The following is a 26534-nucleotide window of genomic DNA, read 5'->3' on the forward strand; positions in this document are numbered from 1 at the left end:
GGATCGATACACCAACCTATAATCTCACTTATAGGTGCCTGTACTTTTTAAAGCTTGTATACGTTTTTTAACTGCTCAGATAATTTGGTAGCCAAAGAGCAAGCTGAGGGAAAACCAAAACACCAAGCAATACCATTAACTGAATGAGTACGAACGGGATCACGCCTTTATAGATATCGGTCATTTTCACCTCTGGCGGAGCAACACCCTTTAGATAGAAAAGTGCGTAGCCAAAAGGAGGCGTCAAAAATGAACTCTGCAGGTTTACTGAGAGCGCTATCGCAAACCAGATAAGTGTTTGCTCTGGCGGAATTCCAAAATTTAGTTTGGCGATAATGGGAGCTACAATCGGCACGACTACAAGCACAATCTCGACCCATTCCATGAAGAACCCGAGAATAAATACCAGCAGCATAATCATGCCAAGCACGTAATAGGGTCCGGCACCATCAAGATGAAAGGCATCGGCGATCATTGCATCACCACCGAGCTTGCGAAATACAACGCTAAACACAGTGGCTCCCATCATCACGAAAACAATCATTGCGGTCGTTTTCGTGGTTTGCATAAAGGTTTCTGACAGTATTTTTCTGCTCAGCCTTTTACCGAAAAGCGCAAATAACGTTGCGCCAAGTGCCCCGATTGCTGCGGATTCCGTAGGCGTGGCTACACCGGCGACAATTGTTCCCAGTACAGTCCCGATGAGCGCCATCGGCGCAGCCAAATCAAATACCAGGGTTTTAATGCGACTCAATACAGGTTCATGACTGACAGAGCGCTCGGAAGGCATTTTTTCCGGCTGAAAGATCGCCACTAGCAGGATTACCAGCAGGTACAGCGCTCCCAGCAAAATACCTGGCCCCATTGCTGCCATAAACAGATCGCCGACAGATACGCGCAACTGATCCCCGAGAACAATCAGCATAATGCTGGGCGGTATGAGGATACCAAGGGTGCCGCTGGCTGCGATCAGGCCTGAAGACAAGCCCTTGTTATAGTTGTTCGCGAGCATCGTCGGCAGCGCCATCATCCCCATCAACACCACTGAAGCACCAATAATGCCGGTCGACGCAGCCATCACAACACCGATGATGGCGACGGCAAAACCATACCCGCCGGGAAAGCCACGAAAGAGCGAGGAGAGTGAACGCAAGAGGCGCTCAGCGACACCTGACCGTTCCAGCATCAACCCCATGAAAACAAACAGAGGGATAGCGATCAGCAGCCAGTTAGTCAGTATTCCCGAGTAAATGCGGGATATGGTCAGGGACAGAAACAATATTGGAACATCACCCAGAAATGAGAAGATGATCCCAACACCTGCCAATACGAATGCAACTGGATAGCCTGAAAAAATTCCAAGAATCAATGCAGCTAACATCAGCAGCGGCAACATATATTCAATCGTCATTGGATACCCCGCCTACTGATCCATTAGGCTTTCCAAACAGTACAAAGAAGCCATCGATCACTCGGGTTAAAACAGCGATCATAAAAATCGATGCGGATAGAGGAAGACAGGCTTTTATCACCCATCGATCCTGCAAACCGCCATAGGTAGACCCTTCGCCGCTTAAAAACGAGGTATAGGCGAACTTCGATCCGTAGAAGACAATAATCAATAGAAACGGTGTAAGAAAAAACAGATCGCCTAGCAAGCCAACGACTGCTTTCTTTTTTAGTGAAAATCCATTTGAAAACAAATCAACTTTTACATGCTGATTATCGATATAGGAACAAACACCACCAAAAAGCACTACCAGAGCAAAAATATACCACTGAAAATCCAAAAGACTATTTAGAGTCAGGGCATCACCCAGCAGAAAAATTTCATTATCCCACTCAAACAACTGGTTAATGCCAAACTTCGCACCTAAAACCCCAACACAGATAATAATTATCAGGGGAAATATGAGCCAACCGGATATATATGCCGGAAGCGAACAGATATCTCGAATCTTTCTTGTAAATGACAGCATGATAATCACCCGAATACTGGAAGAACGCCTTTGCCCATCCTTTCCAACGGTCAGTTGGGCATTCTTTGTAACGTTTCCCAGTGGCCGACAGATTCCATGTAGTCAGTGAGCGACTGATAAGCTTCAGCGAAAATTGGGTCTTTCCTGGACTCGTCTTCAAGGACCTCTACCGAAGCCTGTTTAATCGCTTTGAGGACATCGTCGGGGAACCTGCGGACGGTGACACCGGCAGCACGAATAGTATCGAGCGCTGCGGCCTGAGACTGGACCTGGTCTGCCAGGTTATCCATGATGTTGGCTTTGCAGGAGTTTTCCATTGCCTGCTGGTCAGCCTCGGAAAATCCGTTCCAGACATCCATGTTAATGATGACAGTGTCCCAGCTAGAGGGCTGATGCCATCCAGGGAAGTAATAATTTTTTACGATTTTTTGAAAGCCGAAACCCACATCCAGCTGAGGGGCCGAAAACTCCGTGGCATCGATACGACCTGTTTCCAGTGAAACATACACTTCACCGGCCGGAACAAGTTGCGTATTCGCTCCAAGCTTAGCGAGCGCCTTACCACCTAAACCAGCAATACGCATGTTGAGACCTTTAAAGTCATCAACAGTATTTATCTCTTTATTAAACCAGCCACCCGCTTCAGGTACTACGAGATGACACGGCAGTACTTTAACGTTATAGGGATCATAGGCCTTCTGGATAATCTCCAGACCACCGCCCTGGAACATCCAGGCAAGCGCAATATCCGGTGTCGGGCCAAAAGGCATAGATCCAATTAGGTTAGCGACGGGTATCTTTTCAGACCAATACCCCATCCAGTCAAATCCCATAGGAATAGCACCGATACTAACGGCTTCGAACACCTCAAAAGGCGGCACGAAATCACCTGCGCCGTGAACATTGATCTCGATGTTTCCGCCGGTCGATTCTGAGACGCGCTCAGCCCAGTGGACGGGGCTCTTGCCGATCGAGGGAACATGCAAACCAAAAGTACTCTGTAAATCGTAGCTTTGAGCACTCGCACCCGTTGCAGTCGATACTGCAATTGCTCCAGCAAAAGCGGCACCCAGCATAGAATTCTTATTCATTTTCTTACCTTTTATAATTTTTATCAGTAACTCTGAAACGATAGATCCATTTAAAAACATGGGATCCGTCACAACTGATTAAAATCTCAAACCACACATCCAAAAATTCATTCAGATAGAAACGATGATCTATAAATTTGATTTAATATCGAGCACTGAGGTTAAGTTAATCCTCAGTGCTCGAATCAGCTGACTAGGGTGTAACTCCTGCCATATGGTTAGCAGCGATATAGCCAAAGGTGAGCGCCGGCCCCAGGGTGATTCCGCCGCCGGGGTAATTACCGCCCATAATGCTTGCGGCATCATTCCCCGATGCGTATAGCCCTTTTATTGGACTACCTTCGCTATCCAGAACCTGCGAATTTTCGTTGCAGCGCAAACCGGCAAACGTACCCAAATCACCGATGACCAGCTTAACGGCGTAGTAAGGGCCTTTACGTATCGGTGCCACGCAGGGGTTCGGCTTGTGATCGGGATCACCCAGGGAACGGTTATAAGCGGTGGTACCCTTGCCGAATTCAGGATCTTCACCGTTAACTGCATGCTTATTAAATTCAGCGACGGTTGCTTCAAGCTGAGTCGGATCTGCACCGATCTGCTCGGCCAGTTCACGCAGTGTTTTCCCGCGCATCAGGTAGCCGGTTTTCAACTGACTGCGATAAGGCATGGGCGCCGGCTTGGCGAAGCCGAGGCCGTAACGGCGGAAGGTTTTATGGTCAGCGATGAAGTAAGCACAGATTTCGCCCTCCTCTTCCGTACAGCGGTCGTACATCGCCTGGCAGAAGTCGTGGTAAGAGTTCGACTCGTTGACGAAGCGACGACCCGAACGGGTGACCGCGATGATTCCCGGCTTTGAGCGATCCACAAAGTGCGGGAATGTTCCGGTTGTTCCGTCAGCCCAGACAGGGCGGGAGATAGGCACCCACGCTGCCGGATGAGGCAGATCTTCCTTGACAGTAGCACCAACCGACTCGCCCAAACGCAGACCGTCACCGGTGTTGCCCATAGGCGCAGGAGAGGCGTGCTCATGGCCAGTCGGCGCATGCCTGAAGAGCTTTTTCCTGCGTACTGCGTCTTGCGGGAAACCGCCACAGGCCAGAACAACACCTCTGCGAGCAACGACCTCAACACGCCCTTTCGTCGTATCCACAAGCGCGCCCTGGACCTCACCACTCTCTGCCCGAATCAGCTTCGCGACGGGAGAACGCGTCCAGATAGGTACATTTTTTTCAAAGCAGGACTTTGCCAGTCTTCCGATCAACGCATTACCGTTCATCAGTCGCATGGCGCGGCCATGGAAGGTTACGTCGCGCATGAACTTGGCGAACAGAAACCCAACATAACTGGCGGATATAACGGATCTTGTCGCATTAAAGAAGTGCAGCAGTTCCTTGCCTGATCCGATCATCATCCCCAGAACAGTGATTTCCCTCAGCGGCGGACGCAGGCGTTTTATTTCCTTACCGAGATCACGGCCGTCAAAGGGTTTAGCCACAATGGAGCGCCCCCCCGGCATCCCACCCTCGACCAGTGGATGGTAGTCGGAAAAAGTCGGGCCAAGATCAAATTGCAGACTGGTGTTTTTCTCGAAAAAGTCGACGGCTTTTGGACCGGCGTCCAAAAAGGCATTGATTCGCGATTCGTCGAAAAAAGCACCCGTTTCATGCTTCAGATAGGTCCTGGCGGCATCAGCAGAGTCGTTTACTCCGTCTCGCTGACCCGGTGCATTTCCGGGAATCCACATCCAGCCACCTGATCTGGCGGTAGTGCCGCCAAACACCGGTTCCTTTTCGACCACGAGAACCTTCAATCCTTTATGGGCTGCCGATACGGCGGCTGACAGACCACCAGCGCCAGAACCCACGACCAACACATCACATTCGTATTTTATTGTTTTCACCTGACTACTCCTGGAATCAAGACAGTGTGCTGAGCTGTTGCACACTTCTTTCGACTTTTATCCCTATCAACGCCCCTCAAGTCGCTCGCAAGCTGATGCCCTGATTGGGTAGAGATAACAGCATTTACTAAACGCATTAACCATATGCAACGCGTTCGTTAATTGCGAATGTATTTGCCATTAACGAACTTTGCAAGCGATAATTTCTCTCGGCTGCAGATGCGAGGGCAAAGATTCGGCGGGTTTTCTCGGCTCGAATTGTCGGCTCCAGGCAACGGCGACCCGGTCCTGGCGACACGATGACTGGTGATACCGAGCCCACTGAAACAGGCGCTAAAGCGGGCACTCGAAAGATTCGACGCCGCGCCTGGCCGCGGCTTTGATGATTTTCTGAGGGTGTTTAATTGACGACCTGACCCGGCGCAGTGACCGGAAACATACGCAGTTTGAACATTGGAGCGGCCCCGTGGACCAGGGGCCGATTGCAGGCGGAGGGCTAAATGATCACCGGAAAAATGAAGGATCAGAGATGCAACTGACAACAAGCAGTGAGATCTTGCAGAACTTAGGCAGCCCCCCCTTTCTGATCGCATGCCTGGCGGCCATGTGCGTCGGGATGGCAAAGGGAGGCGTGCCAACGATCGGCATGCTCGCCGTTCCCGTTATTTCACTGGCGGTATCCCCAATCAAGGGAGCCGCCATTCTCCTGCCCATTTTTATACTGACCGATATGGTCAGCGTATGGCTTTACCGACGCTCATTTTCCAAGCCCAATCTGAAAATTCTGATCCCTGCCGGATTAATGGGCGTAGCAGTCGGCTGGGCCACGGCTTCAGTAATCTCTGACAAGGTGGTTTCGATACTGATTGGCGTACTGGGGATCGCCTTCTGTTGTCATACCTGGTTCGGCAAGGTTTACCTGACAAGACCGAAGCAACCTACGCTGGGCAGAGGTATGTTGTGGGGAAGTTTGGCGGGGTTTACCAGTTTTATCTCTCATGCCGGATCGCCGCCGTACCAGATCTACGTTATCCCTCAGCGTCTGGAGAAACTGACTTTTGTTGGCACTACCGCCGTGGTGTTTGCAGCTATCAATCTGGCAAAGGTTATTCCTTACGCCAACCTGAGGCCCTATAGCGCTGAAGATCTAACCCTGGCGCTTTGGCTGATCCCGACCGCACTGGCGGGCACCTTTTTCGGCGCCTTTTTGATTAGACGCCTCGCCGATGTCTGGTTTTCCAGGTTGATTCAGGCTGGTCTGCTACTGGTGTCGATCAAGCTCCTCGTTCAGGCGGTTTAGCATTGGATAAGCACACAAGCCGGGGCGCCACAGGGGTGCGATAAAGCTCCGCCAACCGGGAGCAGTATATGAAAAGCCGCTTGATGCCTCAGGCAACGGGGAAAGATACTTCCCCTTTTCGCCACTTCAGCGATCCTGATTCGCGAGATGCACGTCAACCTTGTCGAGCAGGTTCTTGAGCGTCGACTGTTCGGCAGGTGTGAGACAAGAGAGTATGTCACGCTCCTTATCCATCACCTTCGGCACAATATCGTTGTAAACCTCGATCCCCTTGGCCGACAGCCGGTAATAAATGGCGCGTTTATCCTCTGGATCTGGCATGGCAACCAGCAAGTCTGCAGCCCTCAAACGCTGAACAGCACGGCTGACCTGCATTTTTTCCAGCTTCGTAAAGCTGGCTATATCGGTTGCTGTTATCGGTTGCAACAGTGCCAGCGTTGCCATCGCACGCCAGTCGTTTCTCGACAGGCTGTACAGGTCCTTATAGGGCTTCGCTACTGACTGACTGACTCTCTGCTCGAGAATAGACAAGCGGTAAGGGAAAAAATCCAGAAGCTCGAGTTTATTGATAATGTTCGGATCATTCATTCCATAGTACGGCAGGACTTTTCCCGCCCCTTACTCAAAAAGCTTTTGATTGATACGGCCAAAGGACAACATGCTGACAAGGTTGCCAGAGCCCTGGCTTTGAGGCTTGGCCGATCACTGATGTTGCCGCCAAGCGCGATACTAACACAAGCCTTTCTGGGCGCCGGCGATCTCAACTGGCGCAATCCCTGTTACTTCAAACGCTAGTATTTCAAGCAATTCCTGCTGGAGCGGCTTTGCGCCAGGTTAGAAATCTCTGGCCATGCAGCACAGCGGAAAGCCACCACCTGGCCAACTGATTTACCCATGAAAAACAACCTCTTAAAGGAAAGTCTTTGGATAGTTCGACGGCGTGCCGCCTAGCTGAAGCGTGCCTTCTTTCACGATTAGACTTGAAATGCGCGTTATATATTCTTTAATCTATTCGCTATTATCATATACGCTTCAAGCATCGAGGTGCATAACGCGCTCGGGGCGGCGCCAAGAAGCGACGGCAAAAAACAAACCTATAAGATGCCCCGTGAAGAAAACTGCAGGAATCCATTCATGAGCGACCAGCCAGCAAGTACGTTACTTCAACCCTTCACTCTGCGCGGCCTGACACTTAAAAATCGCATGGTTATCTCGCCGATGTGCCAGCATGCCGCAATAGACGGACAGGTTCAGGACTGGCACCTGGTTCACTATGGCAAATTCATTCTCGGCGGCGCGGCGCTGGTCTGGACCGAAAGCACAGCGATCGCTTCCGACTCCAGAGTCGGTATCGCGGATCTCGGTATCTGGAGTGATGACCATATTGAGGGGCTGCGCAAGTTAGCCGACTTCGCCCATAACAATGGCGCCCTGATGGGGGTGCAACTGGCGCATGCTGGACGCAAAGCGTTTTCCGCACCTTTGTGGGAGGGTGGCCACGCCCTGTCCCCTGAAGAGATCAATCAATACGACATCAAGTGGCGCCGGGTCGGCCCCAGCGCCATTGCGGCGAGTAGTGAGTGGAGCACCCCCGACACGCTTAGCGTTGATGAGATGTCAGAGATTCGCCAACAGTTTGTTGACGCCGCGTTACGCGCAGACGCTGCAGGTATGGATGCAATCGAATTGCACTATGGACACGGCTATCTCATCGCCAGTTTTCTATCGCCTCATGCCAACCACCGTCAGGATGAATACGGTGGAACGCTTGAAAACCGCATGCGCTACGCGCTTGAAATTGCACAGGCTACAAGGGCGGCCTGGCCTTCTGACAAACCACTCTTTGTGCGCCTCTCCTGCATTGATGGCGTCGAGGGAGGCTGGGACCTTAACGACTCGGTCATCCTCGCCCGGGAGTTAAAAGCGATCGGTATCGATGTGATCGACTGCTCGTCCGGGGGGCTAGCTGAAGAGGTAAAGCGCAGTAACGTCCCCCGCGGCATCGGGTTTCAGGTGCCCTTCGCAGCAGAAATACGAGAGCAGGCAGCTATTGCGACTCAAGCCGTTGGACTGATCGTCAGCGCAGAACACGCCAATGACATCATTTCCACGGGCCAAGCGGATCTAGTTGCCGTGGGACGAGCCGCATTGCGTAACCCCTACTGGCCAGCCGAAGCCTATCGAACACTGAGCGATACAGACGAGTTTGATGCCTGGCCCGAACGTCATGGCGCCTGGCTTGATAAACGTCAGCCGCTGTTGCGCCGTTTTGTTGGCGACAAAGCCAACTGAAGTCTGCTGCCTGGCTGCCGCAGACAAATCCCCCACTGTCTATCCAAACAGGAGAATAAAAATGATAAGTCGCTTTGGGCTACTGAAACGCAAAGCCGGTATGACCTCAACCACGTTCAACGAACACTGGAAAAAATCGCATGGACCTCTGGCGGCTCAATTCCCCGGGTTAAAACAGTACGACCAGCATCGAGTAACCGATAAAGAGCATTTCGGCATTGACCATACACGCGGTGGCTGGGATCTCGATGGCTTCTCGGAGCTACAGTTCGACAGTCTGGAAGCGATGAAACACGCAATCGACTCCAGCGCTTTTGCAAATGCCGTATCCGATGAAAATGCGTTTCTGGATGATCTTCGATTAGCGATTTGTGAAAAGCATACGGTCGTTCCACTTAACCTCGGCGACCAGCCCTACATCAAGCGTATGACGCTGCTGAAGCGGCTGCCGGGAATCTCCCCCGAAGAATTCCGCCATGAATGGCTCGTCAAACACGCTGAGTGGGTATCCCAGTGGCCCAATGTACTGGGCTATACACAGAATCTTGTCATTGACCGCTATTACAACTCCCGCACCGACAGCGCAGATTATGACGATGTGCCGTTCGATGGGATTGTCGAGTTCTGGTTCCGGAATAAAGAAGAAGCCGCAAAGCTCTATGCCAGTGATATCGTGACGCGCACTCAGCAACACGCACTGGAGTTTCTTGACGAAATCACGCCGTTCTTTGTCGAAACAGACAACATTATTTAAGCAAGCCATAAACAAGTTTATGGCAACGGGGGGACGGCTAGTCAGCCCTCCCCTTTTTAGCTTCTGTAACGCGGGTATCAGGTATTACGTATCAGCTATTCGGCTGAGTCATGCAGCGTGCTTAATTTCCATCCTCTGGGCTGGCCAGCACAAGCAAATAAAGTTGGCGTTCCGAGTAGAGCACTCCTGGTAATAGAAATTTAATATCCATAATCATTAAATGGATATTAAAAAAACCTTAGTTTATCAGGAGATAAAAATGTCAGCTCATTGGAAGAAGCATATTCAAAGCAATATATACAAAATGTCTCTGTGGCTAGCAGTCGGCCTTGTTTCCTTTATCTTTCTTGCTATAGGTATTATTGAACTGCTAATGCCCGTTGCCGAAATGGCCCGGATACTCCCCTGGGCAGACAGTCATCCGGTATGGTTCACACGTTCGCTGGGCATTGTTGATATCGCTGGCGGCCTGGGAATTCTCTTGCCCTTCGTGCTTAACAGCTTTGTTTTACATAGGTTTTTCCTTCATAGCTTTGTACTTCACAAGCTCCCTAGGCTCTTGGCAGTTGCCGCACTGGGCTGCGCTTCGAAGCAAATAGTAGCGATCTGTTACCACCTCACTATCGGGGAGCCAAGCGTGGTCCCATTGAATCTTGCACTATTAACCTTGTCACTTTTCATATTTTTAAATCGTAGAGAAAACCGCAAGAGCGGCATAAAAAATCAATTAGCTTCCGTGTAAATAAAAACTAGAAAATACATTAAATATCGTTTAAATTCTTTATCGTAAACTGATTTCATACGCCCCGCCTTTGCATTGAACGAGATATTAATCTCGTTCAATGTTTTTTTTATTTAAAATCAGCCAACTATCATTTGTTAACTTCTCTTATGGCATTATAGAGAAACCTGTATGAGTCCAGCCTGGCTTTGTGGTCATATATCCAGGAATTGACCATCACTTCATCTGCGCCTGTTCGGTCAATCAAATCCCTTAGACGCTTTTCTGCTGTTATGGGATCAGCGTGAATCGATTCACCCAGCATATGTTGAACCTGTGCTTTTTCATGGTCGGCCCAAAACCTATCCATCGATTTTACAGGAGCAGGCAGAGGGAAGCGGTTGCCACGGATCAAACCCAGGAACTTCTGATACTCGGTTGTCGCCAGCTTGTCAGCCTCCCCCTGTGTCTCGGCCACCACTGCATTGACACACACGACCACATAAGGCGACCGCAGCTGCTCTGAAGGCCTGAAAGCCTGTCGATAGGTATCCAATGCTTCCTGCATATGGGCCGGTGCAAAGTGTGCTGCAAACACGAAAGGAAGCCCCAGATAAGCCGCTAATCTGGCGCCATAAAGGCTTGAACCCAGCAGCCAGAGTTGCAGATCGGCACCGGCGCCGGGAATTGCGGTTACGGATTGATTCGGTGTGCTGGGCGCGAGGAAATGGCGCAGCTCATCGAGCATTCTCGGAAACTCATCTTCGCGAGTAGAGCTCTCACGCCGCAGTGCTCGAGCGGTGGCATAGTCACTGCCGGGAGCACGCCCCACTCCCAGGTCAATCCTGTCCGGGTGCAGAGCCGCCAGCGTACCGAACTGTTCTGCCACCATGTACGGCGCGTGATTAGGCAGCATGATACCACCGGAACCAACCCGGATTTTCTGTGTATGTGCGGCAATATGGCTGATAACGATACCTGTGGCGGCACAGGCAACATCCACTATGTTGTGATGTTCCGCAACCCAGTATCGGGTGTATCCCAGAGCCTCAGCCAACTGTGCAAGCTCCACCGACCGAGCCAAGGATTCCGCCGGCGTGCTTCCTTCAGTGACCGGTGCCAGATCGAGAATGCTGAGGTTTATATGCTTCTGTTTCGTCATATCGAGATCCTGTTCAATCTTTGCAAGGAAGAGTTCATATCGTTACTGCACGCCTCCTGGCATCGTAACTACGACTCCGGTTACAGGCGTTAGCAGAACTTTTAGGGTGAAATAAGGAGAGAATTTCTGACTGGGCAGGATGTTTTATATTCATCTGCAGATGGCCATAAGTAGATCTGACCAGCATGAGAATTAGGGTTTGGAAGATAAGGCAATATTTTATAAATATCGCCTTATCTGATCGCCTGGAATTATTTCACGAAGATTTCATTAAGCTTTTCAGGCGGAAGGCTGGATGACAGGTCCGCATCCAGAGGGGCATCTTTGCTGCATTTAGGATCGATGCCAGCAGCACTATCCGCGTAAACAAATGGCATCACGCTTAGAGGTTCTGAATTTTCCGTTCCCTGAAAATTGGCAACCGCACGACGCGCAGCAAAGCGCACTGTTGAGGTCGTACCGTCAAGCGAGAAATAGGAGAACCCCTCTCCCTTTGCCTTTTTATCGAGATATTTGCAGTTAAGCTCGTTATTACTTGCATTGGTCGCCAATGCCGGCACCTCCAGTCCAGCCTGTTCGTAGGCCTTCACGACCGAGGTAGCGGTCACGCCGAAGTCAGTAGCGATGCCATCGATATCCGGATATTTCGCGATCAACCCGCTGACCGCCTTTTGTGCATCCACCGGGTTCCAGTTTGTAACGATGTAGTTGTCTTCGATGAGGTTGAGACCCGGATATTTGGCCAAACCATCTCTGAAGCCATCAAAGAAATTCTGTGAGGAGCTCGCCCCAGCACTGCCACCGAGCATGACGACATTACCGGTTTTAAGGTTTTTGCCGTACCAGTCAGCCCAGACCTGTGCCATCTGATAGGTGTCTTCATAGACGTTTGCGCTGTAATCCTTACCGGGCTTGCCCCCTATTTTGGCCAGGTAGGGTACAACGGTCACATCGTACTTCGTCGCGGAACGCATGGCCGGCAACTGAGCCGCCCCGAAGTCAGGAAAAACGAGCAGCAGATCAACACCTTGCGCGACCATGCTATTGATATCAGATTTTGCTTTCTGCTGGTTTCCGTTGGCGTTGGTATACATGATCTTTTCAACGTTAGGGCATTTGCTTAGCTCATCCTCTAGCTCGGCAAGTGCTATACGACGCCAGGTATTACCACCATAACCGTCCGAAAGACCCACTTTCATCGGTTTAGTACCGCACATCGCTGTGATGTCGGCCCCGTCCTGCATATTTGCCGGTGTCTGATTGGCCATCACCGTGCCGGCATACACCGTCGCAACCATCGGCACAGCGGCCACCAGGCTTCGGTTTATACGCGAGAACAGCTTTTTCTTGGGATGGGTCATGTTGTGTATCTCCAAAAGTGTCTTTTTTATCGTTATTTAGGTCAGCCTTTGGGAGCTCAAAACAGAGCTTCAGCGCTGCATGGACGCAGCATCAATCACCAGGAACTCAGTCCTTGATCGTCTTTTATTCCTCATTTGGATGGATTGGTGCCGCAGGAGCCGGAAATAAGCAGTGGGCATCAAGCGCCGCGGTTTACCCCGACGACATGATGACCACCACGGCCTATATTGGGGAGATATTTACTCGCCCAGGTAAACACCGACCGATTTGTTTTCGGTGTACTGCTCGAGACCGGCGAGACCCATCTCGCGACCCCAGCCAGATTGCTTGTAGCCACCGAACGGCAATGCCGCATCGGTCTGGTTGTGGTTGTTTACCCAAACGACGCCTGCACGCACCTTGGCGGCCATCTGGTGAGCGATACTCAGGTCACGGGTCCAGATACTGGCAGCCAGACCGTATGACGAGTTATTGGCCTCCTGAACGAGCCCCTTCATATCACCGGAGTCAAACTTCATGGCGCAGATAACAGGGCCGAAGATCTCTTCGTGATAAACCTTCATGCTGGAGTTAACATCGGCCAGCACGGTCGGACGGATAAAGTAACCTTCGCTACCCGGCATCTCCACATCGCCCTGCATCACCTTCGCGCCTTCATCGATACCAGACTGCAGCAGGCTGCTGACACGGGCGTGCTGACGCGCCGAAATCAAAGGCCCCATGTTGGTGTTCGGATCAAGGCCGTGGCCAAGCTTCAGTGAAGAGGTATATTCAGCAACACCGGCGACCACCTCGTCATAGATATCCTCATGGATATAGAGACGTGATCCGGCAGTACAGGCCTGACCGCTGTTGAACATTACGGCTTGGGCAACACCCGGAATGGCTTTTTCCAGATCCGCATCTGGGAAGACGATGACCGGGCTCTTACCACCCAGCTCCAGACTTACACGCTTCAGGTTTGAGGCCGCGGCTCGTACGATCGCTTTACCCGTCTCGGTACTGCCGGTGAATGCAATCTTATCGACATCCGGATGATCAACCAGAGCCTGACCTGCGGCTCCTGCACCGGTAACAACGTTAAGCACGCCATCCGGCAACCCGGCTTCACGACAGATCTCGGCAAAGCGCAGCGCCGTCAGCGGAGTATCTTCCGCCGGTTTCAAGACGATGGTGCAGCCCGCGGCCAGCGCAGGAGACACCTTCCAGGCCGCCATCAGCAGAGGCACGTTCCAGGGAATAATCTGGCCGACCACGCCAACAGGCTCGCGAAGCGTATAGCTGTGCCACTGGCCCGCCATATTGGTTGGCACGGTACTACCGGTCAGTTTATTCGCCCAACCGGCGTAGTAGCGGAAATGGTCCGCCGCCAACTTGACGTAGAAGTTCTTACAGATACCGAACGGAGAGCCCTCGTCCAGCGTTTCCAGCTCTGCCAGTTCCTGCGCGTTCTCATCGATCAGTTCACCGATTCTCCAAACGATCTTGGCCCGGTCGTTGGTGGACATCCGGCTCCACTCGCTGTCTTCAAACGCTTTGCGCGCCGAGCGGACAGCGATGTCGATATCGGCCGCATCACCCTCTGCCATGGTGGAGATAATCTGTCCGGTTGCCGGATCTTCTACATTCCGGGTGCCGCCGTTAACCGGCGCTTCCCATTTACCGTTGATAAAAAGGCTGTGTTTACGTGCAAGAAACTGCTTCGCTACATCAGAAATACCAGCCAGCGGATTGTCAAAAGTAAATATCTGGTTCATATCACACTCTTCGCATTCAGTTTTTAGGGGCGTATCCAGGTACTGTGAACATTGAGACCGGCCTGATGACCCACCGTAAGAACCAACAAGGCGCAAACCTCAACGCTAATTGCGGCCTGTTTAAGAAACGGTATGCGTTTCCCGCTCACGCAGGAATGCAGCCATAGCAGTCTGACGCTGAGCTTCGGCGACGGCGCCTCGGGTGGGCGGATTCATCATTGCATCCCGACTGGTATCCATCGTTTTTCCGAGAATGAGATCGCTCGCCTTCTCTGCAATCATGATTGTCGGAGCATTGGTATTACCGCTGGGGAGCGTCGGCATGACGGACGCATCGATAACGCGCAGCCCTTCAATGCCATGGACACGCAGCTGGTCATCAACCACCGCCATCTCGTCAGAACCCATCTTGCAGGTACCGACCGGGTGATAAACGCTTTCACACTTCTGCCGGATATATTCGTCAATTTCGGCATCGGACTGCGCCTGTTTGCCGGGTCCGTACTCTTCTCCCCTGAAATCATCAAAGGCGGATTGAGCGACGATTTCACGGGACAGGCGCAGGGCCTCGCGCATCTGAACCAGGTCGTCGTGTTCTGAGAAGAAATTCGGGTCGATCTCGGGTAGCGCGGTAGGATCAGCAGAGCTCGCCAGAACCGTGCCGCGACTCGCCGGACGGGAGAGGTTGAAGTAAGGCATGACCCCCTCTTCCCAGATGATCTTGCGGCCATGGTCTTCATACATAACCATGTTCATGTGCCACTGGATATTTGGTGCAACCAAGCCCTCCCGCGTACTGAGGAACGCACAGGCCTCAACGCCATGATAGGAGCAGGGACCGGTCTTATTGAGGAGATACTCGGCACCGGCAAGGGCCGTCTGCCAGGGGGAGAGGTATTTCAACATCGACAGAGGTTTGGTGAGGCGAATCTTGAGACCGCACCCGGTGTGATCCTGAAGGTTCTGACCAACACCCGGCAGATCATGCTCAACCTTGACGCCAATCTGTTGTAAATGCCTCGGGTCACCGATGCCAGACATCTGCAGCACATGTGGGGAATTAAACGTACCGCCAGACAGGATAACCTCCTTGGAGGCCATTATCTTTTTGGTAGAATTCCCCTGGATATATTCAACACCAACCGCCCGGCCGTTTTCGATCAAGATGCGCGACACGAGCGCCTTGGTGATGACATTAAGGTTGTTTCGATTTTTGATATTCGAGATATAGCAGCGAGAAACACTGGAGCGGATACCGTCAGCGACGGTGCTGTCACAGGGACCCAAACCTTCCTGACGGCCACCATTCAGGTCATCATTATAGGGGAAGCCCATCTGAACACCCGCTTCAATGAACGCCTTTGCAACCGGGTTTTTAATGCCAAAACGGCTTGTTTTTAGCGGCCCGTGCCCACCATGCACTGGTGTTGCACCGCCAGCCCAGGTTTCCGCTTTGCGAAAATAAGGGAGAACCTCATCATAGCTCCATCCCCTATTACCCATCGCAGCCCAGTTATCGTAATCAGTCTGGTCTCCGCGGGTATAGATCATGCCATTAACGGTGGTACAGCCACCGATCGATTTCGCTCGCGGAATAAACATTGAACGGTTATTAACATGGCGCTGAGGTACCGTGTGATAACCCCAATCCAGCTGACCGGTTTGCATGAGTCTAAAATACCCTGCCGGCATATGGATAAATGGGCTTTTATCCCAGCCACCCGCCTCGATCAATGTCACATTAATACTTGGATCTTCTGATAAGCGATTAGCAAGCACGCTACCTGCTGACCCAGCCCCGATGATAATGTAGTCAGTCATGATAACTCCTTATAATTATTTGATACTCATGTACTTTTACTAACGCACATTTGGTTGGCTGACGTGCCATTAACTGAACTTAAAAGACGATCTTTTATCCGCGACCGCTTAAAAGCTCTATCACAAGATTTTTTGCGTAAGGCACATACTAAAACTTGCAATGAAATTCAGTATACGCAGCACAAGTTTTACGGCTCGCCTTCCAGCGCCATTTTTCCTTGATTGTAGGCGCCAGACATATGCCGCCTCATAAGGGCTGGTGACAGTAGAATCAGGTATGTTAATAGGCGCGAAACAGGCCTCGGCCGCGGCATCAAGCAGATAACAACGGGAGAAGCGGACGGCAACAGCAAGAGAGATCTGAGTAACGTATTTCTCATGCCGCCCGCTTACAGGAGCAGGTGGGAAGGCTTATCTGTATAGGCAGATCAGACGATCAATGAGGGTAACCAAAGTGTCAGCGCAGGGAACAGTATCAGCAGCGTTACACGCACAACATCCGCCAACAAAAAGGGTATGACACCGAGGTAGAGAGACTTCAGTCTAATCTCGGGATAGGCCGCCATAATGACAAAGAGATTCATACCCACCGGAGGGGTGATCAAACCAATCTCGACGACCGAAAGCACCACGATGCCAAACCAGATCACATCGAAATTCAGGGCCTGCACCACTGGAAACAGCACAGGAAGTGTCAACAAAATCATGCTGAGCGAATCCATAAAACAGCCCAGAATCACGTAGAACAGCAGTATGCATAGCAGGATTGCCATGGGACTGAGTGAGGACGAGACAATCCAGTCTGCCAACAGGGTCGGCAGCATGGTGGTTTCGATGAAGAAGTTGAACACCGCGGTACCGATGAGAATCAAAAAGATCATCCCCGACGTCGCAGCGGTCTCCTTAAGACAGCCAAGGAAAGTACCCAGCCCTATCCTGCCCACGGTAAGCGCCAGGAAAAAGGCGCCGAAGACCCCGACAGATGCGGCTTCCGTTGGCGAAAACCAGCCAACATAGATGCCTCCAATCACCAGCACAAACAGCACAACGATATGCCAGATGCTCACCAGTGCAGCGATACGCTCTCCCCAGCTGCGACGCTCGCCTCGTGGGCCCAGCGCCGGGTTTAGCCATGTGCGAATCGAGATTGCGAGCATATAGAGGATGACCGCCAGGCACCCCGGCAGCAGTGCCGCTGCGAACAGTTTGCCTATCGAGGCCTCGGTCAGAATGGCATAGATGATAATAATGATGCTCGGCGGGATCAGTACGCCCAGAGTTCCCCCCGCGGCGATTGAGGCACTGGCCAGACCCTCGTCGTACCCGCGTTTCCTCATCTCGGGCATCGACACTTTGGTCATCGTCGCAGCGGTGGCCAAACTCGACCCACAGATAGCACCAAAGGCACCACAGGCCCCCACCGTTGCTATCGCCAGCCCTCCACGAAAGTGTCCAATCCAGGTATAGATGGCCTTATACAAACTTCCGGAGAGACCTGCATGCGTTGCGAAAGCGCCCATCAAAATAAATAGTGGCACCACCGATAGTCCGTAGGGAAACACCGTTTCAAATGGCGTCGCACCCAAAACAAAACCGATACTGTCGGGGCCATTGATGATATAGCCGCCGACTAAGCCCACTATCCCCATCGCTATCGCCACCGGCACCCTGAACGCGATCAACAATAACAGTGATACAAAACCGATAACCCCAATAATCTCAGGTGCCATGTTCAACTCCCTGCCGCAAATTTGAACTGCAAAGAGCTGCCAGACAGACCATTAACCTGGACATACAAAGCAGTGTAGAAAGCCCCATCCCCGCCAGCAGCGGTATCCAGTAATAAAGTTTAGGTATGCCCAACGTCTGTGATACATCTCCGTAGCTCAGCTCCAGCATCGCCTGCTGCCAGGAAAACCAGTCGATCAAGCCCACAAAGATTGCCGCCAACACTAGCCCAGCAACTTCGATCAGCTGCCGGCCTACGGGACCAAATTGGTCGCTTAGCAAGGATACAAAGACGTGACTTCCCTGTTTAAAGGCGTAGGGAATAGAAAAGAAAGCGGCAAACATCACCGCAAGCTGTGTCAGGTCGACAACGCCAGAGATTGAGTAACCGGCGAAGAGGCGTAGCAGTATATCCGTCACCGTGAGCAGAACCGCACCCAGAAGAGCCAGCATACCCGACAGGGTAAGTGCGGTAGCTACCCAGGCTAGAAGATTATCAAAAGAACGTAACATCGATTCAGAAACCTATGAACGAGAGCGCGACCAGAGCGCCAGAAGCCCTGATACCCCGGATCGCGCCCGGCGCTGATAAAAGCAGGGTTACGAGGAGGCCTAAAAAGAAGGCTCCGACAGCCCAGGCCTACTCGTAGTTGGCGACAGCCTTTTGCGCTGCATCATAAAGTCCCTGAGGATCTTCCACGCCATCCGCTTTCAGACTCTCAAGGGTGGAGTTCACCACAGGTTCAAGCTGTTCGCGCCAGCGTTGACGTTGTTCATCGGACACATCGATGATCTCGTTACCTCGCTCCACTGCCGCTTCGTACCCCGGTTTATCGGCGTCGTTCCACCAACCGCCCAGCTGGTCGATCAACGCCTGACCACTGTAGGTATCGATACAACCGCGAACCTTTTCAGGCAGCATGTTGTATTTACGCTCGTTCATCACATAGAAAAAAGAGGTGGTATAAGCCTTGGCATCGAGGTGATACTTCAACACCTCATCCAGCTTGAAGGCACCTACGGCATCCCAGGGGAAGACCGTTCCATCGATCGCACCCTTAGACAGGTTTTCATAGACCTGGGTAGGCGGCATTCCAATGGCGGAGGCCCCGTAAGACTCCAGCATCGACTTAGTGGTCACACTCGGAAATCGGATCCTCAAGCCCTGAAGCTGGCTCAGATCATCGATACGCTTGTCACGGGTATGAATCAGACCCGCGTTATGGGCATGCAGCGCCAACACTTTAAGCCCCTTGAAGTCATCGGCGATATAACCCTGCTGGTACAGATCCCATAATGCGCGTGTGGCCGAATCGCTACTTTTCACCAGAAACGGCATATCAATTATATTGGTGCGCGGCAGGCGTCCCCGCGGCACACCCGACAAACCGTGTGCAATATCGACCACCCCGGCCTTCACCTGGTCCAGCTGTTTAGCCACATTGCCAAACGCCGATCCGCCAGGAAATATCTGGAACTTCACCTCTCCACCGGCACACTCCTCAACCTCTTTAGTCCAGGGCTCGATGAAGGTGTCATGGATAAAGTGACTGGGCGGCAAGAAGTGACTGACCTTGAGCGTCGTCTGCGCATTAGCACTAACCGATGCGCACAGAGAGACACTCACAGCAGATACTAGACAAGACTTTTTCACACTGTTCATTATGGTTTCCCGGGTTTCTAGTTTTAGTTATTGGAGAACAAAGCGACGGGCAGCAGAAAACCACCCCGTAATCGATAAATTTTTCAACGCAGTATCAAGCGGCTCCAAGCCTGAAGAGCGATCATAAAATGGTGGTCGATACGAGCTTAAGAACTGCCATAAGAATGGCAGTGAGATAAAAAGACGAGAAATAAGCCAATTGTCGGGGGCGACAAACACAGAATCATTATCGAGACAGGTTTGCTGAAAGGATGCACCACTACTCATGCCCGTATGTATCTTTATAGTTAGTATTTTTGATAGCTAATTACGGATCATCCTCGTTAAATAAGCTTTCCCCTTCAACATCAGGCGAGAAAAAGACTATTTCAAAAATGGAATAGTGTTATCGGGCGGGTGCAGCAGCCACAGACCTCTAGCCTCTGGCCGCTGTGCATTCAGCATTTCAAATAAAACTCTTCTGAACCTCGGCCAACTCCTGCGTTATAAAATTCAGGAAAAGGTCGACTTTTTTCGGCTTTTGTCGATCCGGGTACAGCGCGTATAGACCTATATCAAAGGCCTTCCAATCCTCGAAAAGGGTAACTAATCGCCCCGCCTTCACATCTTCAGAGACTACCGAGGAAGGCAGTAGACCTATACCCAGGTCACTCAGTGAAGCCTTGAGTACCAGATCCAGGCTATTCGTTTTCAGCTTGACCTGCCCTTGAAGCGCAACGCTCTCATTGCCGCGACTTAGCCGTAACGGTAGCGCAGAGGGAGTGGGATAAACTATGAGTACGTGACCCATCAATTCCTCGGGGTGTGCTGGAGTACCGTGCTTTTTCAGGTAGTCCGGCGTACAGCACAAGTGCAGCTTGGTCGACATCACCTTTTTGGAAACAAGATTCGAATCCTTAAGTGCCCCACCGCGAATCGCCACATCGAACCCTTCCTCAACAATGTCGATCAGGTCATTGCTCAGATTGATATCGAGACAGATCAAAGGATAACGTTGCGAGAAACGGCAGATAATATCGTTCAATATTCGGGTGCCGATCTCCACAGGCATAGTGACACGAAGATTACCCGACGGAATATCCTGAAAGCCCGATACGGCGCGCTCGATATTCTCTAACCCTTCCAGCATGGGTTTCGATTGCAAATGCAGGAAGCGGCCCGCCTCCGTCAGGCTGAACTTACGCGTATTTCGGTTAATAAGACGTACCCCCAGGGCTTCCTCAAGCGCCTTGATACGCCGACTTAACGTTGCCTTGGGGATATCAAAATAATCGCACGCTCGCGAATAACTGCCGGACTCTGCAACCTTAATGAACAGCTCTATATCATTCAGGTTCGACACCACGAAGACGCTCTCCCGTTGAGATTAAAAGCGGCATATGCGTTCAAGGTACTAGACCCGGGCAGCTCAATCCGCCCGGGCACCCGGCCTCTAATCTTGCACCTTGCCCAGCAACATCAGTGACTTCGCGCCCGCAAGATCATGTTCGGAGTAACGCCATAGGTATCCTTAAAGGTTCTACTAAAGTGAGAAACACTCTTAAACCCAAGATTTAAAGCAACTTCGGTGACCTGAGTCGCACGTCCTTCGCTTAATATACTGCGACTCTGTTCGAGCCGCTCTTTCCATAACCACCGCATCACCGGCGTGCCTTCAGATGCGAAGAGGCGGTTCAGCGTTCTCGGTGACACAGCCACCGCGTTAGCTACGGCTTCTACATTAAGATCGGGATCGTCGATGTTCGCCCGAATGTAATTTTTTGCCCGCTGCAAGAGACTGGCATGCCGGTCATCCATCACATCAAGACCCGCCATCTGGGTCTCGATGGCCGCAGACAGCACATCGACGATTGATGCCCCCACCCTGGAAGCGGCGGAACTATCCTTTGGAACATCAACCGATGCCGCACTCAGCATCATGCTTCTCACCAGCGCGCCCATATCAGCCTCGCTGCTCATCGCCACCGAGGTTAGGTTTTCTGCGCCAGGGAATCGACTGAGCAGAGATCGGCGGGGTATTCGAAGGACAATAGCGTGGTAAGGCTTGGTAAACTCATATACGAACCCGCGCGCACTGTCATAGAAGACAATGTCACCGGGCTTTTGCCTGGTGCGCCTTCCGGCCTGAGACATATTTGCTTCGCCTTCAAGCATAAGACTCACAAGAAAATCTTCGTTGGGCGCGGATTGGAGAGTTCCCGAGGAGCGTTCATACCGGACAGCTTCACAGCGGATTTCGCTCAGACCGAGACAGCCCAACTGATTCCAGACCAGCGATGCATCCAGGAAGTTTTCACTCAACTGCTGGGTTTCAACCCGGCAGAAATAGCGAAAAATCAGTTCATGCCAGTAGTCGTAACGTTCTTCTTCTTTAACGTTATACACGTCAAATAGAGCACTCATGCTAACTCCTGGGCTTTATGCCCTTTTATTTTTTTTATAAATCCTAACGCGAGCTAACCTGTATTTTCTTCTGAGCAAGTGCACCAAATTTGGGGTACATAGGCGCTGCCCAGCTTTTAAGCCACTCAGGTCCTTCGGAAACTCTCTGCCTAGCGCAGCCAGATCCACTAACCTGAAAGTATTGGCGCGAGCTCGACAGCTTTATTTCCACTGTCTCTTTGGCCGGGGTGGCGCGCCGCACAGCATTACGACCTGCTCAACCCAAGCATGAGCCCTGCCGAAACCCTATTGCCATCACTTCAATTTGTCAAATTCTAATGCATCATATAATAACGAACGCTATCGATTAGCTCCCCACCCTGGCTGGAGAGCCCATCACCGCTGGTCCTCGGTTTATTCCTCGCCTTACAGCCAGCTTCTCTAGAAGCATACATACTTAATAACCCACCCCTTCAAACACTGTTCGCTGTGGCGCACAGATTCAATCATTGGCGCTCGAAGACAAAAGTGTTTGTCCGCTGCAGCGAAGCGATGAGCTGCGTAAGCCGCTAGATTCTGTTGCGTGATTATTAAGGTGTTCATGGCTCATCAGCTGCCCTTAACACTCATCTATCAAGCTCTTAAGGATGATGAAAAACATAAAGGCAGCGACCAAAGCTTTATGAGCAGCCGGTCACTCTCCTTGATCTTTTAGCAGACCTAAAAAATAAAAATCGATATTCATCTATCGGAGAAAGGAATTATGAATAATAAGAAAACACTTCCTAGTACCCTCTCACGTTTCATGCGTGAGTCAGCCAGCACAACCGGGAAATTTCCCGCTTCCTCTGTTTCCGGGACGCCAATGGCGCTGGGAGCAGAACCTTGTTTCAATCTCGTTTGCAGTGGTAATCCTAGCCCTGTTTTAAGCACAAACAGATCGTTGATATTCGCGCCCTAAAACCCGCAGAAGATACTCAAAAAACCTGTAATTCGTTTTAGGAAGCACAAATATGCAAAGTTCTATACTGCTGAAAGTCGATAGCGTGACGAAGCTATTCCCAGGCGTCCGCGCGCTCGACAACGTAACGTTTGAAGTCAGGGCCGGTGAAGTACACGCCCTGGTTGGCGAAAATGGTGCCGGTAAATCCACACTTATGGGCGTCGCCTCTGGTGCCCTGATGGCAGACGAGGGAAGCGTGGCCATTTGTGGTGAGCGGGTTCTAGGTGATCCGGAAGTCGCCCGAGACCTGGGCCTCGCGATTGTGAGACAGGAACCCGCCCTGATGCCCGATCTGACCGTCTCGGAAAACCTCTATCTTGGCGTTCCTCCAAGGTGTCGCCCTCCCATCAACCAAACAAAGCAATGGGCACGCGAACTGCTCGGGAGGTGGAGCCAGGATGTTTCTGTTGATCCCGGCGACCGAGTCAACACACTAAATCCTGAACAGCGCTTTATCGTCGAAATCGTCAAAGCGCTTGCGGCAGAGCCCAAGGTATTGGTGCTGGATGAGCCAACAGAGCACTTGCTACCTGAAGACGTCGAGCGCCTATTCCAACGAATTAAACAAGTAACAGCGCGTGAATGCGCGGTGGTTTACATCTCACATCGTATACGCGAAGTACAAAAGGTCGCCGATCGACTTACCGTTTTGAGGGACGGCCAGGGCCAGGGAACCTATGATGCAACCTCCATGGATGAGCATCGAATCGTCGAGCTTATCGTCGGCGGAGAACTGGATCGTGAGTTTCCGGCCAAGGCCGCCGGCACCGACTCCGAACCCAGAGTACTGGAGGTCAAAGACCTGCGAGGCCCAGGCTTTTCAAACGTAAATATGCATGTCAGAAGAGGCGAGATTGTTGGCCTCGCCGGCATCGATGCTAATGGCCAACGGGAGTTCATGCGTGCATTGGCGGGCATTCTGCCGAGTTCGGGCCACCTCTCAATCAACGGCAAAAAAGCCAGTAATGCCAACCCGATCAAAGCAACATCCAGCGGCATCCGATACCTTCCCGGTGACAGGCACCAGGAAGGCATTCTGGCAGAGCTGTCAGTGCGGGAAAACTTCTCGCTACGCAGCTTGTTTAAGGATCTAGCCGCAGGCCTTACCAGCCGCCGAAACGAGACGCAAAGGGCGCAACAGGCCGTTGACCAGTTTGCAGTCAAGACACCCAACGTCGAAACGCCCATTGGATCACTGTCCGGCGGTAACCAGCAGAAGCTGGTACTCGCGAGCGTTTTAGCAGGCGATCCGAAAGTCCTCCTGGTCGATGAGCCGACTCAAGGTGTCGACATCGGCACCCGCATGGAAATCTACAAAACACTCCGCCAAGTCGCCTCCCGCGGCGTTGCCGTTATAGTGGTCTCTTCCGATCAGCAGGAGATTGCCGGACTTTGCGACAGGGTGATGATCTTCTCGCGGGGCCATGTGGTTAAAGAGCTAAGCGGCCCAGAGGTTGTTGAAAGCAAGATCACCGCGGCCGTGCTGACATCGACCACGACGCGTGAACGCACCTCAAGCAGCACATCCGGCTTCTGGAAATGGACCGCCGGTGACCTCGCCCCCATCATCATGCTCGCTATCGCCATCATTGCGCTTGGCGCCTACACGGGCTCCGTAAACGAGTATTACTTCACTGAACGCAACCTGGCCGGTGTTCTCCCACTGGTCGCCACCTTGGCTCTGGTGGCGTTTGGCCAGCAGATTTTGATGCTGGTTGGCGGTATCGACCTCTCTGTCGGGCCACTGATGGGGCTGGTGTTAGTCCTTCAATCATTCTTCCTTATCGAAGGCGCTCCACCTGAAACCCAGGCTTTAGGCTGGACCATTGTGCTCGGGGTAGTCGTTCTCGTTGGCACCCTCAACTGGATTCTCGTCGACCCGTTAAAGATGCACCCCATGGTGGCAACGCTTGTGACTTTCATGGCCTTGCAGGCCGTGTCATTGCAGCTTCGTCCAATACCCGGCGGGCTGTTCTCGGACGGCGTGCTTGAATCCCTCGACTCAACGATAGGTTTAGTCCCTCTCACGCTGGCAGCCGCTGTCATCTTGGGCTTCGCTCTTGAGTTCGGCCTGTTCCGTAGTCGCTGGGGGCTATCTTTCCGGGGCCTGGGCTCACGCCCTGAAGCTGCCCGGGTAGCTGGCATCAAACCACGCATGACGCGCCTAGGCGCCTACATTGGCTGCTCTTTATTTGCAGGTCTGGCTGCGATTCCAATGATGGCTCAGGTGGGCTCAGGTGACCCGAACTCGGGTACTTCCTACACCCTGACAAGCATCGCAGCAGTCGTCATAGGCGGTGCAAGCCTGTTCGGCGGTCGAGGCTCTTTCATCGGAGCGCTGTTGGGAGCTCTGCTGATTACGCAGGTCAACGTAGTAACCAGCTTTCTGGGCGTCACCGATGCGTGGCAATCCTACCTACTGGGCGGGATGATACTGGCTTCAGTGGCCCTGTATTCGAAGAGTCGGCAAATGGCGGTGGCAAAATGACTATGAATTCTGCAATCAAGTTAGACGGAAGCGCTTCAGCCTCTGTCGATAATCAGACCAACAAGTCCTCTGGATTCCGGCTACAGATCAACGAATTTGCATGGGTATGGATCGGAACGGCGGTTCTGTTCGCGATCAGCGCTATTGTTGCTCCTGGTACCGTTACCAAAGGCGCACTGCTTGCGATGCTGCCGTTTGCCGGCATCCTTGCCATCGTCGCCACCGGTATGACTGTGGTTATCCAGCAACGCGGACTCGACATGTCTGTCCCGGGCATGGTGTCTCTCGCGGGCATAGTGGCAGCCGAAGTCGGCTTTGCGACCGGATCATTTCTGGTAGCGATTGTTGCCACCCTCGCGATGGCGGTCGTCGTGGGTATTATCAACGGGCTATTAACCGCACGCGTTAACATTACCCCTCTTATTGCGACCCTGGCTGTCAATGCACTGCTTATAGGCGGCGTAAGAGCGATAACCGGCAACTCTCCGGTCGCTGTACCGGAGAGTATCCAGGCTTTTGCTAAACAAAACTTCCTGGGCATGCCCAGCAGTCTGTGGCTGGCCGTAATGTTTGTTGTAATCGTCGCACTGATTACCAAGCTTTCCATTATCGGCAGACGTTTTGTAGCCGTGGGTGTAAACCCCCGTACCGCGACTGCCACCGGCATCATGACCTTGCGTTATCAGGTCGGCGCCTATGTTCTCTCTGCTATCTGCTTCGCTTTGGGGGGCATTTTACTCGCCGGTTATATCGGCAACGCATCGCATACCGCAGGTAACGATTACCTGCTACCTGCGATAGCAGCCGTTGTCATCGGTGGAACGCCTTTCACCGGTGGTAAAGGGAGCGTCGTAGCCAGCGGCGTCGCAGCGCTGTTTATGGCGCAGCTGGCCCAGCTCGTACTGGCACTCGGCGCAGGTCCGGCAATGCAGTTGCTCGTTCAATCCATGGCAATACTCCTTGCCGTTACGATCCGGGTCCTGCCCTCTCTTATGAGCGGGAAATAGCCTTTAGAACACCAGCCCCTGGGTAACATCAGGGGCTTCTATTCACCATCCAATTTTGTTGATTGTCAGGCGGCATAACGCTTGGCCGACTTCGCTCGTCCTTAAATTACCGGCTGGCGACCGA

The 26534-nt window shown here is 52.1% G+C and carries 20 protein-coding genes; 6 read left to right on the forward strand and 14 right to left on the reverse strand.

The features are described 5' to 3' along the window. Positions 1-67 precede the first annotated feature (67 nt). The 4 genes from CLV83_RS07045 to CLV83_RS07060 form a co-directional block, all read right to left on the reverse strand. Positions 68-1411 carry a TRAP transporter large permease gene (locus tag CLV83_RS07045; RefSeq protein WP_132289430.1) on the reverse strand — a complete coding sequence of 448 codons (1344 nt, stop codon included), beginning with the start codon at positions 1409-1411 and terminating at the stop codon, positions 68-70. Next, positions 1401-1979, reverse strand: coding sequence for a TRAP transporter small permease subunit (locus tag CLV83_RS07050; protein WP_132289433.1), 579 nt, complete (start codon positions 1977-1979; stop codon positions 1401-1403). Before CLV83_RS07050 ends, CLV83_RS07045 begins: the two co-directional genes overlap by 11 nt. A gap of 50 nt (positions 1980-2029) precedes the next feature. Further along, positions 2030-3070 carry a TRAP transporter substrate-binding protein gene (locus CLV83_RS07055; RefSeq protein WP_207894760.1) on the reverse strand — a complete coding sequence of 347 codons (1041 nt, stop codon included), beginning with the start codon at positions 3068-3070 and terminating at the stop codon, positions 2030-2032. 193 nt (positions 3071-3263) lie between these two features. Further along, on the reverse strand, positions 3264-4970 hold the full coding sequence (locus tag CLV83_RS07060; protein WP_165900251.1) for an FAD-dependent oxidoreductase: 1707 nt from the start codon (positions 4968-4970) through the stop codon (positions 3264-3266). A gap of 466 nt (positions 4971-5436) precedes the next feature. On the opposite strand from CLV83_RS07060, the gene CLV83_RS07065 reads away from it, so the two are divergent. After that, entirely contained in the window at positions 5437-6270 is an 834-nt protein-coding gene (locus tag CLV83_RS07065) for a sulfite exporter TauE/SafE family protein (protein ID WP_207894762.1), read from the forward strand. A 126-nt stretch (positions 6271-6396) separates the two neighbouring features. Here the strand turns inward: CLV83_RS07065 and CLV83_RS07070 are convergent, their stop codons facing one another. Beyond that, entirely contained in the window at positions 6397-6858 is a 462-nt protein-coding gene (locus CLV83_RS07070; RefSeq protein WP_132289436.1) for a MarR family winged helix-turn-helix transcriptional regulator, read from the reverse strand. 546 nt (positions 6859-7404) lie between these two features. On the opposite strand from CLV83_RS07070, the gene CLV83_RS07075 reads away from it, so the two are divergent. The 3 genes from CLV83_RS07075 to CLV83_RS07085 all read left to right on the forward strand — a co-directional run bounded on the left by CLV83_RS07075 (position 7405) and on the right by CLV83_RS07085 (position 10058). Beyond that, a complete protein-coding gene (locus CLV83_RS07075; RefSeq protein ID WP_132289439.1) occupies positions 7405-8562 on the forward strand; it encodes an NADH:flavin oxidoreductase/NADH oxidase in 1158 nt (385 codons plus the stop codon). A gap of 61 nt (positions 8563-8623) precedes the next feature. Then, the gene (locus CLV83_RS07080) at positions 8624-9316 is read left to right on the forward strand and encodes an EthD domain-containing protein (protein ID WP_132289442.1); all 693 of its coding nucleotides are present in this window, start codon (positions 8624-8626) and stop codon (positions 9314-9316) included. Between the two features lie 259 nt (positions 9317-9575). Continuing rightward, complete coding sequence (locus CLV83_RS07085) at positions 9576-10058, forward strand: DoxX family protein (protein ID WP_165900252.1); 483 nt, start codon at positions 9576-9578, stop codon at positions 10056-10058. A gap of 130 nt (positions 10059-10188) precedes the next feature. Here CLV83_RS07085 and CLV83_RS07090 read toward each other — a convergent pair whose 3' ends face one another. The 9 genes from CLV83_RS07090 to CLV83_RS07130 all read right to left on the reverse strand — a co-directional run bounded on the left by CLV83_RS07090 (position 10189) and on the right by CLV83_RS07130 (position 21933). Next, on the reverse strand, positions 10189-11199 hold the full coding sequence (locus CLV83_RS07090; protein ID WP_132289448.1) for an LLM class flavin-dependent oxidoreductase: 1011 nt from the start codon (positions 11197-11199) through the stop codon (positions 10189-10191). 251 nt (positions 11200-11450) lie between these two features. Further along, the gene (locus CLV83_RS07095; protein ID WP_132289450.1) at positions 11451-12560 is read right to left on the reverse strand and encodes a substrate-binding domain-containing protein; all 1110 of its coding nucleotides are present in this window, start codon (positions 12558-12560) and stop codon (positions 11451-11453) included. A 240-nt stretch (positions 12561-12800) separates the two neighbouring features. Next, positions 12801-14318, reverse strand: a complete 1518-nt coding sequence (locus CLV83_RS07100) for an aldehyde dehydrogenase family protein (RefSeq protein WP_132289453.1) — start codon at positions 14316-14318, stop codon at positions 12801-12803. A 120-nt stretch (positions 14319-14438) separates the two neighbouring features. Then, positions 14439-16139 carry a GMC family oxidoreductase gene (locus CLV83_RS07105; protein WP_132289456.1) on the reverse strand — a complete coding sequence of 567 codons (1701 nt, stop codon included), beginning with the start codon at positions 16137-16139 and terminating at the stop codon, positions 14439-14441. 428 nt (positions 16140-16567) lie between these two features. Next, on the reverse strand, positions 16568-17869 hold the full coding sequence (locus CLV83_RS07110) for a TRAP transporter large permease (protein WP_132289459.1): 1302 nt from the start codon (positions 17867-17869) through the stop codon (positions 16568-16570). Beyond that, entirely contained in the window at positions 17859-18380 is a 522-nt protein-coding gene (locus CLV83_RS07115; RefSeq protein ID WP_132289462.1) for a TRAP transporter small permease, read from the reverse strand. The genes CLV83_RS07110 and CLV83_RS07115 overlap by 11 nt, the downstream gene beginning before the upstream one ends. A 127-nt stretch (positions 18381-18507) precedes the next feature. After that, positions 18508-19494, reverse strand: a complete 987-nt coding sequence (locus CLV83_RS07120) for a TRAP transporter substrate-binding protein (protein ID WP_243642305.1) — start codon at positions 19492-19494, stop codon at positions 18508-18510. A 481-nt stretch (positions 19495-19975) separates the two neighbouring features. After that, positions 19976-20872: a LysR family transcriptional regulator gene (locus tag CLV83_RS07125; RefSeq protein ID WP_132289468.1), complete on the reverse strand. Its 897-nt coding sequence runs from the start codon at positions 20870-20872 to the stop codon at positions 19976-19978. A gap of 116 nt (positions 20873-20988) precedes the next feature. After that, a complete protein-coding gene (locus CLV83_RS07130) occupies positions 20989-21933 on the reverse strand; it encodes an AraC-like ligand-binding domain-containing protein (protein WP_132289471.1) in 945 nt (314 codons plus the stop codon). A 992-nt stretch (positions 21934-22925) separates the two neighbouring features. On the opposite strand from CLV83_RS07130, the gene CLV83_RS07135 reads away from it, so the two are divergent. Further along, a complete protein-coding gene (locus CLV83_RS07135) occupies positions 22926-25403 on the forward strand; it encodes an ATP-binding cassette domain-containing protein (protein ID WP_132289474.1) in 2478 nt (825 codons plus the stop codon). Then, complete coding sequence (locus CLV83_RS07140; protein WP_207894764.1) at positions 25400-26410, forward strand: ABC transporter permease; 1011 nt, start codon at positions 25400-25402, stop codon at positions 26408-26410. Before CLV83_RS07135 ends, CLV83_RS07140 begins: the two co-directional genes overlap by 4 nt. Positions 26411-26534: the final 124 nt, after the last annotated feature.

It is taken from the genome of Marinobacterium mangrovicola (assembly GCF_004339595.1).
GTDB classification, from domain to species: domain Bacteria; phylum Pseudomonadota; class Gammaproteobacteria; order Pseudomonadales; family Balneatricaceae; genus Marinobacterium_D; species Marinobacterium_D mangrovicola.